The organism is Emticicia sp. TH156, from assembly GCF_002855535.1.
Taxonomy (GTDB): Bacteria; Bacteroidota; Bacteroidia; order Cytophagales; family Spirosomataceae; genus Emticicia; species Emticicia fluvialis.
The window spans coordinates 414817-431767 of sequence record NZ_PKRS01000003.1 but is presented as its reverse complement, the minus strand read 5'-3'; the positions used below and the strand labels follow the sequence as shown (position 1 = coordinate 431767).

Below are 16951 nucleotides of genomic sequence, written 5' to 3'. Positions count from 1 at the left end.
CGTGTGGTTATCCTTTCACTTTTTCCCAATTCCTTTTTTTGTAAGTTTTTTTTATGTTTCAGGACCGCAAGCAGGTAATCCTAGGCGTTTTCTTTGCTATTTGTGCTGTTTATCTGTCAAGGTTACTATATCTGCAGGTGATAGACGAAACCTACCACTCGGTAGGGTCAACTAATGCCATCAGGAAAGAATGGCAGGTGCCGGTTCGCGGACAGATTTATGACCGTAACGGTAATTTGCTGGTGGCAAATGAAGACGTTTACGATATGTATGTGGTGCCGGGCAAAGTAAAAAAACTCGATACCACTATGTTTTGTGCCTTGCTGGGTATTACAAAAAACTACATAGACAGCACCATGGCAGCAGCCCGGTCATATTCGCGCAGCAGGGCGTCGTTGTTTCTAAGGCAATTGTCTAAAGAAGATTACGCGAGGGTGTCTGATGCCATGCTTAATTTTCCGGGGTTTTCGTTTGAGCTATCTTTTTTCCGGACCTATCCGGCGCATACCATGGCCAATGCCTTAGGGTATATTGGCGAAATAAGCAAAAAGGCTTATGAGAATCAGGAAGTGGAGTATTACAGGCGCGGAGACTATGTAGGCATAACCGGCCTTGAAAAGCAATACGAAATGGAATTGAGAGGAAGGCGAGGTGTGAAATTTACAATGATGAACGTAAAAGGAGAATTTAAAGGCTCTTATGCAGGTGGCAAGTTTGATACACTGGCTGTAATTGGTAAAAATTTATACACGTCTATTGATATAGAGGTACAGCAACTGGCAGATAGCCTTTTTAATGGTAAAACCGGCTGCGCTGTTGCCATTGAGCCATCAACAGGCGAGATTCTGGCTATGGGCTCTTACCCATACTACGATCCCAACTTACTGTCTGGAAAACAGTTTGCCAGAAATTTTAAAGAATTGTACAGGAATCCGGACAAACCACTGAACGACCGTGTGGCAACCGGTTTTTTCAGGCCCGGGTCTACGTTTAAACTTGTGCAGGCACTGGTAGCCCTGCAAATGGGAGCCATCAGTCCGTCAACCGCCTTTCCGCTAGGTGGCGCGCCGGTAAAATGCCATCCGCATGCCGGTTCACCCAACGACCTGCACAATGCTGTCCGGTTTTCATGTAATCCTTACTTTTATCATGTATTCCGCAAGACCATGGCAATGGGCACCGAGACCAACCCTTTCAGAGAAGCGCCGGTAATGCTTAGTAAATGGCAAGAAATGGTGGCCAGGTTCGGTTACGGAAGCAAACTGGGCATAGACCTGCCAACCGAATCAAGCGGTTTGCTGCCGGGTATAAAATACTATGACAAACGCTATGGTGCGCACCAGTGGAAATTCTCAAATATTTACTCTTTAAGCATAGGCGAAGGAGAAGTATCTGTAAATATGCTGAAAATGGCTAACTTAGCGGCCACAATTGCTAACCGGGGCTATTGGATAACCCCGCACCTTGTAAATGGAGTAGGGCAGCAGGCTAAAGGGGTGAATACGGCACTGAAAGAGGTGCATAAAACAGATATTGACCCGAAGCACTTTGAAGCCATTATTGGGGGTATGCAGGATGCCGTAGAGCGCGGAACGGTATCTGGTGGAGCAGGAATTGTGCCGGGCATTGCCATTTGTGGCAAAACAGGTACTTCTCAGAATAAAAAAGGGAAGGATAATTCGGTTTTTATAGCGTTTGCACCAAGAGAGAATCCTAAAATTGCGATTGCGGTAATGGTACAGAATGCCGGAGCCGGAGGCTCTGTTGCTGCGCCGATTGCCACGTTGTTGATAGAGAAATACCTGAAAAGGAAAGTGGAACGTCAGGAACTAAAAGAAAGGATGGTTAACCTGTCAATAAAAACAGTTGAGGCCATGGCTGCCAGGAATCAGACCGTTGCACAGGCAAAAACAAGTAACCATGCGTTGGCATTGGCGGCGCAGCCCAGGAATTAAAATAATTACTAAGAAATTTTACAGCACCTAATAAATAATCAGCTAAGCATAATTAGAAAACATGGCACGTGACATTGACATCAGAGAAGGAATTGACTGGACAACCATCTGGCTTTATATAGCCCTGGTTTTTTTTGGCTGGCTGAACATCTACGCAGCGGTATATAACCCTGAAAACCCCATTGAAATTATTTCGTTATCGCACAATGCTGGCAGGCAGCTGATATTTATTGGTACATCATTTTTTCTGATTCTTATCGTATTGTTTATAGATTATAAGTTCTATGACTCATTCGCCTACATATTTTATGGGTTTATTATTCTTGTTCTCATTGCCACCATATTTCTGGCAACTGAAATTAAGGGTTCTAAATCGTGGATTAAGATAGGCACCTTTTCGCTTCAGCCCGCCGAAATTTCCAAAGTTATTACGGCCTTGGCTTTATCCCGGTTTCTGAGTACCCAGAACGTGAACATCACCCGTTTTAAAGATGCCCTGGTGGCTGCTGTAATAGTGCTGCTGCCGCCTATAATTATTATTTTACAAAAAGAAACCGGCTCGGCGCTTACGTTTGCTGCTTTTATAGCTGTGTTTTATCGCGAAGGCCTACCGGGTATCTATCCGGCATTGGGCATATCGCTGGCAATTTTATTTGTGCTTACACTGTTTTTCTCTAAGTTATACATCATACTGGGTATTGCGGTGCTTTGCGGGTTGTTCTGGTATTTTTTCCTGAAACGCTACGAACGCACCACCCAGAATATCTTCAGGCTTGTGGCCGTGTTTGCCATAGGCTCAATATTTGTATTCAGTACCGATTTCTTTATAACCAAAGTGTTGAAACCACATCAGCAAAAGCGTATTCAGATATTGGTGAACCCGGACTCGGACCCTTTGGGTGATGGCTGGAACGTAACACAATCAAGAATTGCCATCAGTTCTGGCGGTTTATTTGGCAAAGGGTATTTGCAGGGTACTCAAACCAAGTTTGATTTTGTACCTGAGCAGTCAACTGACTTTATTTTCTGTACCGTAGGCGAGGAGTGGGGCTTTCTGGGTAGTTTAATTGTAATATTGATTTTTGCAGCATTGCTTAACCGTATTATTAATCTGGCTGAAAAGCAACGAAGCAAATTTGCCAGGATTTACGGCTACTGCGTGGCCTCAATTCTGTTTTTTCACTTGCTGGTTAATATCGGTATGACCATCGGCCTGATGCCTGTTATTGGTATTCCGTTGCCTTTCTTAAGCTATGGGGGGTCGTCGCTTTGGTCGTTTACCATTCTTTTATTTATCTTCTTAAAGCTGGACGCTCACCGGAGCTACAGAGTATAAAAGCAAAAGGGCGAGTTAGTCGCCCTTTTGGTATATCCTTACGTAGTCTACTTCGTAGGTTATCAGGTCTTTTTGGGGTTTGCCGCCATTGCCGCCCAGTGCCAGGTTGAGCAACAGGTAATGTTCTTGCAAAAAGCCGTTGCTGCCGTCGGCATTGATTGTTTCGGCAAGCAGAGTGGTGTTGAGCAGCTCATCATCCAGGTACAAACGGATGGCGTCTTTGTCCCAATCCATGCGCCAGACATGAAATTTCTTCACCCAGTCTTTATCTCTGGCCGTAAATTTCGCCAGCGGTATTTTCTCTTCATCCCATTTGGCCACATAAGGTTTGTCTGTTCCCCAGGCTACATTGGCCAGTATGGTTGGTATTCCTTTTACCCTATAAAACTCCATCAGGTCAACTTCACCGTTTGATGGCCACGGTTTGCTGATGCCCAGGGTCCAGATGGCAGGCCATGAACCCAAAGAGGAGTCTATACGTGCTCTCACTTCAACTCTTCCAAATTGCCATTGTTTCAAGCCACGGGTCTGGATGCTGGCAGAGGTATATTCAGAGTAGGCTCTGTTTTTTCGCCAATCAGTGCTGCCTGGCTCATAATTCGGGTTTTTAACAGCCTCTTTGCGGCCTTCAATTAGCAGCACCCCATTTTTTATTGTGGCGTTGTCTGGCTGGTACCATTGTGTTTCCTGATTCCTCACAAACCCTTTTTCGTATTGCCAGTAATTGGGGTCTGGCTTGCCATTGCTGTTGAACTCATCATGCCAGATGAGTTTCATGCCGGCTATTGCTTTGGGTTTGGTTTGGTCTGGCTTGTAAGCTGAAATACTTTGTGCATTTACACCAAGATGCGACAAGACGATGCCTGCCATAACCAATGATTTTTTCATAGATACTGAATGAGTGAATTTTGGGCAAAGTTCTCATCTTTTATTCAGAAAAACAGTAAGCGCCATTAAAATAATATTTCTGTTTCGGTGGGTTTAGAAGACGTTGAGCCTGGCACCTATAAAGCCTCTGATACGCTGCATGGGGGCATAGTTATAGCTGGGGTCAAACTGTTCGCTGAAAGGAGCATCAGCTCTGAAAATCGGGTGCTGAGGTATAAAATTGGTAAAGTTTTTTAAGCCCCCGTATAGTTGTAAACCGTTTTTCAGGCGTTTAGTCAGCTGTATGTTATGCAGCCCGAACCAGGGGGAGTATTCCGGGCGGGTGTCTCCGTATTCCCGAACCACCGGCAGACGCATAGGGCTGTAAAGATTACCAGTTAAATCAACTGTTAGCTGTGCTTTTTCAAAGGCATAGCTTAATGAATAATTGCCGGTAAAGTTGGGTGTCTGAATCTGATTGATTTTAGTGCCGTCTTTTTCAATCCGGTACACATCCATCAGCGTTGCGCCAATAAATGCTTTTATGCCTGATGCAAAGGCAAATTCGCCATTCACTGCTATTCCTTTAGAAATACCATAGCCTTTCAGGTTGTCGTACACTACCAACTCCGGGTTCTGGTCGTAATCGGCAATGATTTTATTGGCAAAGTAGGTATAGAATGTATTGAACTGAATGTTGCCATAACCATTACTTAAGGCAAAGAATTTATGGTAGTCGAGGTTAGCATTGTAAGAACGTTCGGGTTTCAGTTCATTTTTTATCACTACTTTACGCGAGCCTGTCAGAGCGGCGTGGTCTTCTGAAAAGAGATTTACCACGCGGTAGCCATTGCCAAGGCTTAATCTGAAAACATTGTCTTTGTCGGGCGTGTACTTCCAGTTGAAACGGGGTGAGAAAATACCGCCGTGTTTTGAGTTATAGTCGTAGCGCAGGCCAACTAGCAATTTGTTTTTGGTGCCGGCCGTAATTTCGTCTTGTACAAATATACCCGGCAGCCATATTTTATCTGGCGCATTACCAATGCCGGGTGTCTGGGTAATTACGGTGTTGTCATCATAAAACGTATTTCGGAGCGTTGCTCCGAACAGTGCGTCATGGTTTTTGTGCAGTTTTTTGTCCCAAAGCAATTGCCCGAAAGCTATTTTTTGCACAGCAACATAGGCGGTTGTTCCATATACCGAGTTTTGGTCGTGCTGATTGATGGAGAAATTAAGTGTAACTTTTTCTTTGTCGAACGGCAGTTGATAATTACCCAGCAGCTCCCAGCGTTTGGTAAAGATAGACTCGCCGTAAACTTCACTACCGCCTCTGTTTATTCTCTGCCACTGCATTTCTCCGCCAAAACGGTCTTCATACACATAGCGGGCAGCCAGATTAAAAGCCCTGTTCTGTGGTCTTTGAAATGACCACTTGTTGAATAACGATACTCTGTTCTGGAGCGTAACATCGGTAAAATTATCCTGATTGATATCTACTCTGTTGCCAAATACAAAATAGTTGCCGGAAAACAACGTTGTGGCATTGCCGACTTTTGCCTTGATGCCGGCATCGAAATTGTTTTCCAGGTAACTGGTCGTGTTCCAGTCGAAACTCAGTTTAGGTGCCTTTGTCGGATTTTTGGTTATAACATTAATCAACCCGCCGACTGCCTCAGAACCATAAAGGGTAGAGGCGGGGCCTTTCATTACCTCAATGCGCTCAACAATGGAATTAGGGATGCCACTGAGCCCATAAACTGTTGACAAGGCCGAAACAATGGGCATGCCATCTATCAACACCATTGTATAGGGGCCCTCCATGCCGTTGATATGGATGTCGCCAGTGTTGCAAACATTACAATTCAGTTGCGGACGAACCCCATTGACCATCGAAAGTGATTCAAAAAGACTAGGTGTAGGGTTTTTTCTGAAAAACGTTGGATTCAGTATCTGTATCGGTGCCGGAGACTCATTTATGCCGGTTTCTTTCATGGTTCCGGTTACTACTATTTCATTCAGTTGTGCGTTTTCTTCTTCAATTTCAATTTGCAGATTCAAGGCTTTATCGGCAGGTACATTAATGGTTAGTGTCTTTGTTTTATATCCAACACTTGATACCAGCAGCGTTTGTTTGCCCAATGGCGCATTCAATATTACAAATTTGCCATCTTCATTGGCCTGGGCGCCTACAGTTGTACGGGCTATGGTTATGCTGGCAAAACTCACAGGCTTGTCTTTTGATACCACTGTACCTCTTATTTCGCCTGCCATAACAGGCGTAATCCAGCAAAAAAATGAATAAAAAATAAGTATATAAAAAATCCTCATATTGTTCTAATCAAAAATTCTAAAATTCCACAATTCAAAATTAGAACTATAAAATTAAATTTCAAAATGTTGCTAAATATATATTTAGATTAAGCTAAATATGTAACTATGTTGCAAAAATGTAGAATTGAATTTTTTTGACCAACAAAAAAGCCACCCCGGCAGAGGTGGCTTTAAAAAATAAAACATTTATTTGTCAGGCTGTAATCTTGACAGTTCCGCCAGATTGCGCTGCTTTATAAATCGCTTCCACTACAATTATATCTCTCAACCCTTCTTCGCCGGGGGCAATCAGTTTTGTGCCATTCATTAAGGCAAGGCAATCTTCGTCTAACTGTTTGGCCTGCTGGCTTTTGATGGGGTAATCTATTACTCCGCCCGAATGGCTGCCTTTATTACCATTATAGGCAGAGAAAGGCTCCATTTTCAACCAGCCCTTGTCATAATTTACCTGCAGGTAATTCATCTGAATACCAAAGCTGGTATGGCAGGCTGCAACGGCTCCACTCGGAAACTGCAATTGAAACAGCATGGTTTCTTCAACCTCTTTGTAGATTTCAGGCCTATGCACAATAGCCTGCGCCGAAACACTGATGGGTTCTTCGCCGGTTGCCAGTCTGGCACCTTGCAAGGCATAAACGCCCATATCTGGCATACAGCCCCCACCCAGGGCTTTCTGCTGTTTCCAATGGGTAGTACGGCCGTCTACATAGCCTGCGCCGCAGGCTATCATGCGTGGCTTACCATATATTTTTTCACGGCCAATGCGCATAAACTCCTGGGTGTTGGGGTCATGCTGGCAGCGGTAGCCTATAGCCAGGCTCACTTTATTGTCCTGGCAGGCTTTTATCATTGCTTTGCAGTCGGCAACGCTGGTTGCCATGGGTTTTTCGCAAAACACGTGTTTACCTGCTTTGGCGGCGCGTACTACGTATTCGCGGTGCATACTAGGAGGCAGCACCACATAAACCACGTCAATATCCGGGTTATTGGCTATTGAATCGAAGTTCTGATAATTATAAATGTTTTTATCAGGTATGTTATATTTCTTTTTCCACTGTTCTGCCTTGGCAGGGGTTCCGGTTACGATTCCGGCCAGATAACATTTTTCGGTTATCTGTAAAGCCGGTGCCAGCAGGTCGGTGCTATAATAGCCCAACCCCACCAGGGCAATGCCCAGTTTGTCTTTTTTAGGAGCCGTACCGGCCAGCAAAGTATGCGGCGAAAACAAGGTGGCCGCTCCACCTACAGCTAAAGATTTGATTGCGTCTCGACGGGTAAACATAGTTTTTGAGCGTTAAGATGAATACTGAAATTTTAAGGGAATACACCGCAGTTATACACCTGCTGCGTATTAATATCGATCATAAAATCTTCTGATTCTACCGGTTACCTGGTCATAAATGGGTTTGGTAAACTCAATAAACAATTGTTGGGCTGGCGGCGGCATCAACTCGCGGCGTTCAGCCAACGCCCTTTCGGCGGGTGTAAGGGCGCGCTCGTCGCCATTATAGGTTGCCCATTCATTTACCCAGTTGTATTCTCCCGGAATCTCCTCTCGTAGCAATACTTTATTGGTCTGAAAATCGTAAATTTCTAAAGCCAGTAAACCTCTTGAGCGCACCACCTTACGAGAGCGCGTAAGTTGTGCCGTTACTTTGCCATAGACGGGTACTTTCTTGCCGTTAATGGTAGCTTCACCGGTTTTTACGCTGTCTTTGCTGGTAACGGTGGCACGGTCGTTGGTCAGGTTGGTTTCGCCAACTACAAAATCTACAATTTCAAGCCTAACTACCTGGTCTGGTTTGAGTTGCATTTTGGTGGCTTCATCAGGCGAGTAAAACTGCACAAAGCGGTTCATACGTCTGTTGGTTCTTACAAATTCCTCAATTTTGTCCTGAAAATACTCATTGCTGTACTGAAATAGTCGAGAGTTGATTTTCGGTTGCTCCAGCACTATATGGTAAGAGGCGGCATTCAGGGCGTCGTCCATGCGTTGCCCTGAATCTTTATAGTTGGGCGCATAAGTGGTAATGCGTTCCAGATGATTGTAGGCAGCTCTGGCTGCTTCGCGGCTCATTGGGCGGCTGTTTAATAAATCTGTTGCAAGGGCATAGCGTTCTGCTGCTGCGTTTTCACGGGCACTTTGTTCTTCGCTGAAATAACTTTGCGGATTCACCAGTCTGCGGCATGCGGTGCAGCGGTCTATGGCGCGTTGCATGTCATTAAGCCTGATGTAGTAATTGAGCACCACTTCCCACCTGAACTGCTGGTTGGCAGCTTTGGTGCGTTCTATATCTCTTAAAAATTCTTGTTGCGCGTGCTTGTAGGCTTCCGGCAAAACAGCAGAAGCTTTTTTGTTATCTGTATCTTTTGATAATTTTTCTGTTGCCTGAAACACAGCCTCATAATAATTGCCCTGCTCTAATGCTTTAGTGCCACTTCTGGTACATGAGGTCAGTACTAAAAAAGAAATAGATGTAATGAAGTAAATAATAGTTTTCATCAAAAATCGGTTGATTCAAAGGTCTTTATAATACGTGTGCAATATACACTTTTTCTTTACTTAAAGTTTTCAGCTCGCCCTAAAACAAAAAAAAACGGGATGCATGAAAATCACGCATCACGTCTGGTCTCTATTGTGTTTTGTTTTTAGTTTTTCAGTTCTGCCAGCGACTGCCCCTTTATTTTCTCCTGCAGTTTCAGTATTCCACCAATCAGGGCTTCTGGCCTGGGTGGGCAGCCGGGTACATACACATCTACCGGTATAACTCTGTCAACGCCTTTCACTACATGATACCCATGTTCCCAATACGGGCCGCCGCAGTTAGAGCAGCTGCCCATTGATATTACGTATTTAGGGTCAGGCATTTGTTCATACAAACGGCTGATGCGGTCGGCCATTTTGAAGGTTACCGTTCCTGAAATAATCATGAGGTCTGACTGACGGGGAGAGTTACGGGGAAAAACCCCGAATCGCTCCAGATCATAGCTTGAAGCATAGGTGGCCATCATTTCAATGGCACAACAGGCCAGGCCAAAACCCATAGGCCATATTGAATTGGCCCTTGCCCAGTTGGCCAGTTCATCAATCGACGTAAGTATTACTTCACTCTCGCCGGTTTTAATATGCACGTCTTTTTCAAGCGATTCGAAATTCATTTTTCTTCGTACTTTTTATTCACGTTTTCGTACATGCTCATTGGTACCTTGCTGTCTATTCTGGGCTCTTTCATCTCAGGGCGTACCCACTCAAGATGGCCTTTTGCCCAAACATAAGCAAGCCCCAAAGCAAGCACTGCAATGAAAATAACCATTTCTGCTAAAGTAAACCATCCCCACTGTCCGTTTGTCTGTTCAATCAGTTCTTTATTACCAAAAACCGTAGCCCAGGGAAACAGGAAAACCAATTCTACATCGAACAAAATGAAAATCAAAGCCACTACGTAGTATCTGACATTGAAGCGGATATTGGCATTGCCAATAGGGTCTTCGCCCGACTCGTAGGTCTTTAGTTTCTCAACCGTTGGTCTTTTGGGTCGAAGCAACCTTGAAATGCCAAAAACCAGCATTACTGCCAGTGCCGCAAATATAAATGCCAGCAGAATTATGCCGAAATCAGATAGCATAAGCTTAGTTTTCTAGCTGGCGATAGGCCATAATACCACCAATAACATTATGAACGTCTTCAAAGCCTTGTGCAATCAGAAAAGCTTTGGCCTTGCCACTACGGGCGCCGCTGCGGCATTGCAGATAAATCGGCTGGCCTTTCAGAGCTTCCAGTTCTGCAATTCTATCGGGTATTTCACCCAGCGGAATCAGTTGGCCGCCCAGGTTATCGTCTTCGTATTCATAATCTTCACGAACATCAATCAGGTTGATGGCTTGGCCACCTTCAAGCAGCTCTTTCAGTTGCCCGGCGGTAATGTCATAATTCTTGTCCATTGGTATTTCTTTATTTCGGATTTTACAAAAATAAGGATTGTTGCTAAATGCAAAACCACAATTGCTACAATTAAATTCTTTCTGGTAAGAAATTTGAAAAAAACAGGCTTATTGTAGTTATAAATCAGATAGTTTAGCCTTTAACAAATAAAAAAACAGACCTGTAACGCATACAGATCTGCTTTTTTATTTACGGGCAAGAATGGTACTGTTAATTAGGGATTAATGAATTAGGATCCATTCCGGCTACTTCTACGTCTATTACATCACCTATACGGATTTTATTTCCTTCAGAGGCCGGCCGCTGTTTCACAATGGTGCCATCTGGCGTGCCATCAACCGGGCCAACATAATGAATGGTAATGTTCAGATTCTGGCCCGAAACCAATATTTCAGCTTCGTCTGCCAGCATACCTATCAGATTGGGTACTTCAACCATCTGGTCGCCCAGGCCATCGCCTACCACCAGTACTACCTTAGAGCCTTTAGGTACGGCATCGCCAGGTTTCACTTCTCTGCCGTTTACTTTTATTTTCAGTACCGAATTGCCTTCCAGTGCGGGTATGTATTCCGGGTTTCCAGCTATCAGCCCATTGCTCAGCAACTGGTTTTTAGCACTTGATAAAGACCTGTTGATGATATCTGGTATTTTAACCATTGGCGCCGTTTCTGACACAATGGTAAGGTATATTTTACGGCCTTCTTTTACGCTTGAACCCGCCTTCGGAAACTGCGTCAGTATAGTCAGCGGTTTGGCTCCTGCCACAAAAGTACAGTCGCTTACTTCGTATTCCAGGTCACGGTCATCAAGCGACTTCTCCATTTCTTCCAGGCTCATTCCTTTCAGTTCAGGTACGGTAATAGACTGTCCGTGGTTGGTGCTCCAGGGCAGATACAGAAAGAAAAAGCTAAAGAAAAGTATCAGACAAATTGCAATGATGATACCAATATGCGTGAAAATATCTGCACGTGAACTTGTACTAAATTTTGCCATTTGTATAGGTTTGCATTCAGGATTCTACTCCGGAAACGATTGTCGTTCTTATAGAATCAATGCAAAAAAAAGGGATTTATTGGAAAATGCAAAGACTTTTTATTTTATGCCGCCTGTCCAGTTTTTCAATGGCTTTTGTAATACCAGAATGATACCGCCAACAATCAAACAGAACCACACGATGCTCATGAACATCTGCGGCATTTGCTGTACGTTTTCTTCGTCAAAGCCACCGGCAAACAAGCCTGCAAATAAATTTCCTAAGGCAGTGGCTACAAACCAGATGCCCATCAGCTGGCTTAAATACTGTTTTGGAGCCAGCTTGGTGTATGCACTTAAGCCAACGGGGCTGAGGCAAAGCTCGCCAATGGTATGAAACACATAGGTAAAAGTAAGCACAAAGGCAGAGGCCTTCAGACCCTGAACGGCAACTTTGGCGCCTATAACCATTACATAGTAACCTACGGCCACCAGAAATAGCGCAATGGCAAATTTAACAAGCAACGGCGGGTTGGCTTTACGTTTTTCAAGAAAAACCCAGATACCGCCTACCATTGGTGCAAAAAGCAGTATAAAGAAAGCGTTAAAGTTCTGGAACCAGCTGGATGGCATACCGAATGGTAGTTCGGAGTAACGGTCGGCAAAAATCTGTAATGATGAGCCCTGTTGCTCAAAACCTGCCCAGAATAACACTGCTCCCCAGAAAAGAATAAATAGAATAACCACTCTTTTCATTTCAATTTTTGAGAGGCCTGATGCAAACAGCAGATTAGCAAAGTAAACCAGTACAACAGCCACGCATATTACACCCATTGAGGTGGCAACACCCTTTTTGCTGTCCCAGGCAAAGGTGCCGTTTAGCTGCATGGCTATAATAAATATTACCAGAGCGGCCAGTAGAATCCAGCTCAGGGGTTGTAGTTTAACCGGGGCTCCGGTTTTGGTAGTGGTTTTAGCAACTTTCGGATACAACCCTTTGTCTTGCAGGTATCTGGTAGCAAAAACGCGGTAGTTAATCAAGCCCAGAAACATGGCTACTGCTGCTGCTCCGAAACCATAATGCCAGCCAACTTTTTGGCCCAGATACCCAACAATGGTAATGCCCAGAAAAGATCCCAGGTTAATGCCCATATAGAAAATTGAAAAGGCGGCATCTCGCACGGCGCCACCTTCTGGGTAAAGTTCACTAACAATTGAACTGATATTGGGTTTTAATAGCCCGGTGCCAATGGCAACCAGCGCCAGACCTAAAAAAAACACGGCTTGTGAAGACGGGAACGCCAATACAATATGCCCCAGCATAATGGTTATACCACCATACCATATTGCTTTGCGCTGGCCCAGCACGTTATCTGCCAGCCACCCGCCGGGTAATGAAAGTAAATAAACCGAAAAAGTGTATAAGCCATAAGTGGCGCCGCCTTCGCCTTCGTTCAGGCCCAGGCCGCCGCTGGTTTTGTCTAATAAAAAAAGTAGAAGAATGGCGCGCATCCCGTAATAAGAAAAACGCTCCCACATTTCGGTAAAGAATAATACAAACAACCCGCGGGGGTGCCCGAATAAAGTTTTATCGTTCATTAAGTTTAGAGTTTAGATGTGTTGTCAGTTGATGAATCAAGTTTAATTAATCCGCAAATTTATGGTAAGTAACGCACAATTTAGAAAATTTTATCTATACCGGTTCAAAAATCTTCTGCTTAAGGGGTAAGAGGGTTCTTTCTTTAGACAGTTTTAATGATGTGAGGCGGTTGTTTATGTGCCTGGCGGATTTGCGAAACAGGCCTGGTAGTAGGTGAAATATATTATAGCGAAATTTCGCTACTTTTGCTTGTTTCGCATTAAGTAATTTTTTATTTTTGTGTGCTGGTACTTTAAAGTGTGGGTTTGAACACCAAAACGAGTGGATGATAACGAGGTATCGGCAGATGTTTAAGGTTTAATTTTGCTTAGAATAAAAGAATAAGAAAGGCCCTGCCAATGGCGGGGCTATTTTTTTAGCCAATATGTATGTAATAACACATAATTAATCTACACATTTTAGTTTTAAATCGCTGATTATGTATATTGGCAATTGTATTTGCCGGCGACGACAAAAAATAATTAACAAAAAAGCTCAATAACTGTTCTGTTATCAAATCAATCTAAACTTTATTCTGACCATGATTAAATCTTTCATTGTATTGCACGCGTTTCTATTGGGTGTGTGGGGTTTGTTCTTTTTCGGAAATGCCGAAAAAACCACACCTGCTTCAGAAATTACCATTTGCCATACCGCCCCGGAAAATGGCATGAAACAATTTGCGCTCGACCCCGCCTTTCAGGCTTTGCATCCGGCACCACTGGCTATTAATTATCAGGCAACCGGTACTGACATTACCTTTCAGACACCTGATGGCAAAGAAGCCCGTGGCTATTTAATTAAAGCTAAAGGCAAAAGCAACAAATGGTTGCTGGTGTATCAGGAGTGGTGGGGTCTGAACGACTACATCAAGCGCCAGTCAGACACCTACTACAAAGACCTGGGCGAAGACGTAAACGTATTGGCATTGGATATGTACGATGGCAAAGTTACTGCCAACCCACAAGAGGCGGGCAAGTTTATGTCTGAAACCAACGAGGCACGTCTGGAAGCCATCATGAAAGGCGGGATAGCGTTTGCCGGCAAAAATGCAAAAATTGCCAACGTTGGCTGGTGTTTTGGAGGCAGTTTGTCTTTGCAGTCGGCTCTTTTGGGCGGTAAGCAAACGGTGGGCTCGGTAATGTATTACGGCATGCCTGTAAGAGACGTAGAAAAACTGAAAACCCTGAACAGCGATGTGCTGGGTTTGTTTGCTACCGAAACCCGTATCTCTAAAGAAGTAATTGAAGAGTTTGCTGCCAACATGAAAACCGCCGGTAAAACCCTTACTTACAAAATCTTTAGCGGCGTGCACGGATTTGCCAACCCAAGTAACCCCAAGTATGACGAGGCCCTTGCCAAAGAAGCCTATGGCATGTCTTTAGCTTACCTTAAAAAGAAATTTTAATCTGGCGGGCACCTGATAAGTGCCCGTTTTTATTTAAATTCCGCCGTTTTTTAATCTTTACGACTCTAAACTCTTATAAGCCTATGAAGTTGCTTGTTCCTGTCTTGTTTATCATTATCGGCATTTCGTCTTTTGTTACTATTGGTACCACCTCAAAAAAAGACAGCGAAGCCATTGTGTGGAAAGATACATTGATGGCCGACCGCGAGAAGTACCTGAAAGCCTACAAAGATTCTATCCGTGGCAAAGAAAATGTTGCGGCAGACTCGGTTTTTAAAAATATCAAGGTGCTGAAAGGGAAATCGGCCGAGCAGGTATTAAGTATCATGAACAGCTGGGGCCATGCTTTAGGTGTTACCTGCAAGTTTTGCCATGACCTGAACAACTTTGCCTCTGAAAAACCACGCCATTTTAATCAGACCCGCGAAATGTTTGACATGACCAACCGCCTGAATCGTGAGATACTGGCCAGCCTGAAGACCTTCCGCCAGCCGGTGGTAATGGGTTGTATATCTTGCCACAACGAGATGAAAGAACCCCCGCACGATGGACCAAAAGTACAAGGTAATGGTGCAAGACCACGGCCGGGCAACTGATTTTCCTGAGCCTTTAAGTTATGTTACCCTGTGTTTGCCTAGGCAGGCACAGGATTTTTTTTGTTTGTTTGAAAAAAACTATCGAAATAGTTTTGAAACTAAGTTATTAGTTATACATTTGTTTCAGAGAAAGCCGAAAAAAACATAATCAATAAGAAAATACGATGGAACTCAGAGAATTGACCCGTGCGGAAGAGGAAGTAATGCAGATATTATGGAATCGCGAACCCGCCTTTGTAAAAGATATTCTGGAAGAATTTCCTGAGCCTCGCCCGGCATACAACACGGTTTCAACCATTGTGCGTATTCTGGAGCAGAAGGGTTTTATTGGCCACAAGGCCTATGGTAAAACCCACGAGTATTACTCATTGGTAAGCAAAGAAGAGTATAAATCTTTTGCCACCGGAAAACTGATGGAAGGATATTTTGAAAACTCGGTAGAAGAAATGTTCTCGTTTTTTGTAAGAGAAAAAAAGATTGATGTAAAAGAAGCAGACGAGATACTGAAACTGATTGAGAAAATGAAAAAACCTTAAACCCCTCAACCTGAATTAATATAAAAAAACGGTAAAAAAAAGTGTTTATGTAAAACTTTTAACGTGGCATTATATGAGCGTACTTATCTACCTTCTGAAAGTCAATCTGGTATTGGCAGCTTTTTTTGCTTTTTATTGGGTTTTTCTTCGTAGAAACACCTTTTTTCAGGCTAATAGATTTTATCTGTTATTATCGGTGCTGGCGTCTTTCATGATGCCCATTCTGAAGGTCAGACATACCTATAATTTTGATGCCCCTTTACCGCATACGCTCAACGAAATACCGACCGAATCGTTAAAGGCGGTGGTATATCAGCCGGTTTTTCAGACAGCCCGAACCTTTACATTTAACTGGATGGACCTGTTTACGGTATTTTATCTGGTTGGGGCAGCCTATTTTTGTATCAGGTTTATTGTGGCGCTGGTAAGTGTTTATATGTTGCTGCGCGAAAGCGAGCCCATAGGCAAGCCCGAAACCCGCAGCGGACAGAATTACTGGCTTTTGCGTACCAATAAATCTTATTCTTCATATTCGTTTTTTAACTTTCTGATTCTTAACCGCGACGACGTTTTTTATAACCGCGGCATTATTACAGACCACGAAGAGGTACATATTAGCCAGGGCCATAGCTGGGACATCTTCCTTATCGAAATCGTCCAGATTTTCTGCTGGTTTAATCCTATTCTGTTACTTTATAAAAATTCGCTTCGTAAACTGCATGAGTTTCTGGCCGACAGCATAGTGGAAGGTGAAGAAAAAGTACCTTATGCCCAGTTTCTTTTCGAGTATAATTTCAGAGTGAATGCCAGTAACCTGGGCAATGATTTTTTCAGGGATTCGCTGCTGAAAGAGCGGATTCAGATGATGATGAAGGAGCGTAGCCCCATTTGGTTAGCTGGTAAGTATATTTTTTTGATTCCGCTGATTGTGTGCATGGGTTATTTTGTGGTGGCACAAGATGTAAGAAGAGTAAAAGATTCTGACCTGACCCCGGCTGAGTTCAAGGGTGGCAACAAAGCCTTTGAAAAATACATTGCTGCTGAGTTTAAATATCCGGAAGGACCGTCTAAGGAGGGTGATATTTATGCATCCTTTACCGTAGGCACCGATGGCGAGATAACCAATGTAGTGGTTGATAAGGGCATCAGGGCAGATTACAACGGCAGAGTTGGCAGCATATTGAAAGGCATGCCTTACTGGATTCCGGCCGTAAAAAGAAAACAGGTGGTAGAGTCGAGAGTTTTTATGAGGTTAACCATAGGTAAGCATAACACAATTGTGGTAACCCAGACCAACGAAAACGCAACCCGGAAAAGTGAGGCATTAACGGCTGAATGATAGGCACCTTGTGAAATGTAATAACAGTA

The 16951-nt window shown here is 43.8% G+C and carries 15 protein-coding genes; 6 read left to right on the top strand and 9 right to left on the bottom strand.

The features are described 5' to 3' along the window. The first annotated feature begins 53 nt into the window (after nt 1-53). Nucleotides 54-1955 (top strand): penicillin-binding transpeptidase domain-containing protein, encoded by a 1902-nt coding sequence (locus tag C0V77_RS08215; protein WP_101725854.1) that lies wholly within the window; start codon nt 54-56, stop codon nt 1953-1955. Between the two features lie 61 nt (nt 1956-2016). Then, nucleotides 2017-3291, top strand: coding sequence for a rod shape-determining protein RodA (rodA, locus tag C0V77_RS08210; RefSeq protein WP_101725853.1), 1275 nt, complete (start codon nt 2017-2019; stop codon nt 3289-3291). A 15-nt stretch (nt 3292-3306) separates the two neighbouring features. Here rodA and C0V77_RS08205 read toward each other — a convergent pair whose 3' ends face one another. From C0V77_RS08205 to C0V77_RS08165, 9 genes are all read right to left on the bottom strand, one after another. After that, nucleotides 3307-4179, bottom strand: a complete 873-nt coding sequence (locus C0V77_RS08205) for a family 16 glycosylhydrolase (RefSeq protein ID WP_101725852.1) — start codon at nt 4177-4179, stop codon at nt 3307-3309. Between the two features lie 93 nt (nt 4180-4272). Continuing rightward, on the bottom strand, nt 4273-6429 hold the full coding sequence (locus C0V77_RS08200) for a TonB-dependent receptor (RefSeq protein WP_229236232.1): 2157 nt from the start codon (nt 6427-6429) through the stop codon (nt 4273-4275). A gap of 253 nt (nt 6430-6682) precedes the next feature. Then, on the bottom strand, nt 6683-7771 hold the full coding sequence (locus tag C0V77_RS08195) for a Gfo/Idh/MocA family protein (protein ID WP_101725851.1): 1089 nt from the start codon (nt 7769-7771) through the stop codon (nt 6683-6685). A 69-nt stretch (nt 7772-7840) separates the two neighbouring features. Beyond that, nucleotides 7841-8992, bottom strand: a complete 1152-nt coding sequence (locus tag C0V77_RS08190; RefSeq protein ID WP_101725850.1) for a hypothetical protein — start codon at nt 8990-8992, stop codon at nt 7841-7843. 146 nt (nt 8993-9138) lie between these two features. Beyond that, complete coding sequence (locus C0V77_RS08185) at nt 9139-9648, bottom strand: NADH-quinone oxidoreductase subunit B (protein WP_101725849.1); 510 nt, start codon at nt 9646-9648, stop codon at nt 9139-9141. After that, nucleotides 9645-10115 (bottom strand): NADH-quinone oxidoreductase subunit A, encoded by a 471-nt coding sequence (locus tag C0V77_RS08180; RefSeq protein WP_101725848.1) that lies wholly within the window; start codon nt 10113-10115, stop codon nt 9645-9647. The genes C0V77_RS08185 and C0V77_RS08180 overlap by 4 nt, the downstream gene beginning before the upstream one ends. Before the next feature lie 4 nt (nt 10116-10119). Further along, complete coding sequence (locus tag C0V77_RS08175; RefSeq protein ID WP_101725847.1) at nt 10120-10431, bottom strand: rhodanese-like domain-containing protein; 312 nt, start codon at nt 10429-10431, stop codon at nt 10120-10122. A gap of 211 nt (nt 10432-10642) precedes the next feature. Then, nucleotides 10643-11425: a PASTA domain-containing protein gene (locus C0V77_RS08170; RefSeq protein ID WP_101725846.1), complete on the bottom strand. Its 783-nt coding sequence runs from the start codon at nt 11423-11425 to the stop codon at nt 10643-10645. Nucleotides 11426-11524: 99 nt separating this feature from the next. Continuing rightward, nucleotides 11525-13003, bottom strand: a complete 1479-nt coding sequence (locus C0V77_RS08165; protein ID WP_101725845.1) for a peptide MFS transporter — start codon at nt 13001-13003, stop codon at nt 11525-11527. A 581-nt stretch (nt 13004-13584) separates the two neighbouring features. Between C0V77_RS08165 and C0V77_RS08160 the strand changes: the two genes are divergently transcribed. The 4 genes from C0V77_RS08160 (at nt 13585) to C0V77_RS08145 (ending at nt 16922) form a co-directional block, all read left to right on the top strand. Next, entirely contained in the window at nt 13585-14451 is an 867-nt protein-coding gene (locus tag C0V77_RS08160) for a dienelactone hydrolase family protein (protein WP_101725844.1), read from the top strand. Between the two features lie 83 nt (nt 14452-14534). Continuing rightward, nucleotides 14535-15047 (top strand): photosynthetic reaction center cytochrome c subunit family protein, encoded by a 513-nt coding sequence (locus C0V77_RS08155; protein ID WP_101725843.1) that lies wholly within the window; start codon nt 14535-14537, stop codon nt 15045-15047. A gap of 164 nt (nt 15048-15211) precedes the next feature. After that, nucleotides 15212-15583, top strand: a complete 372-nt coding sequence (locus tag C0V77_RS08150; RefSeq protein WP_101725842.1) for a BlaI/MecI/CopY family transcriptional regulator — start codon at nt 15212-15214, stop codon at nt 15581-15583. Nucleotides 15584-15656: 73 nt separating this feature from the next. Then, a complete protein-coding gene (locus C0V77_RS08145; RefSeq protein WP_101725841.1) occupies nt 15657-16922 on the top strand; it encodes a hypothetical protein in 1266 nt (421 codons plus the stop codon). Nucleotides 16923-16951: the final 29 nt, after the last annotated feature.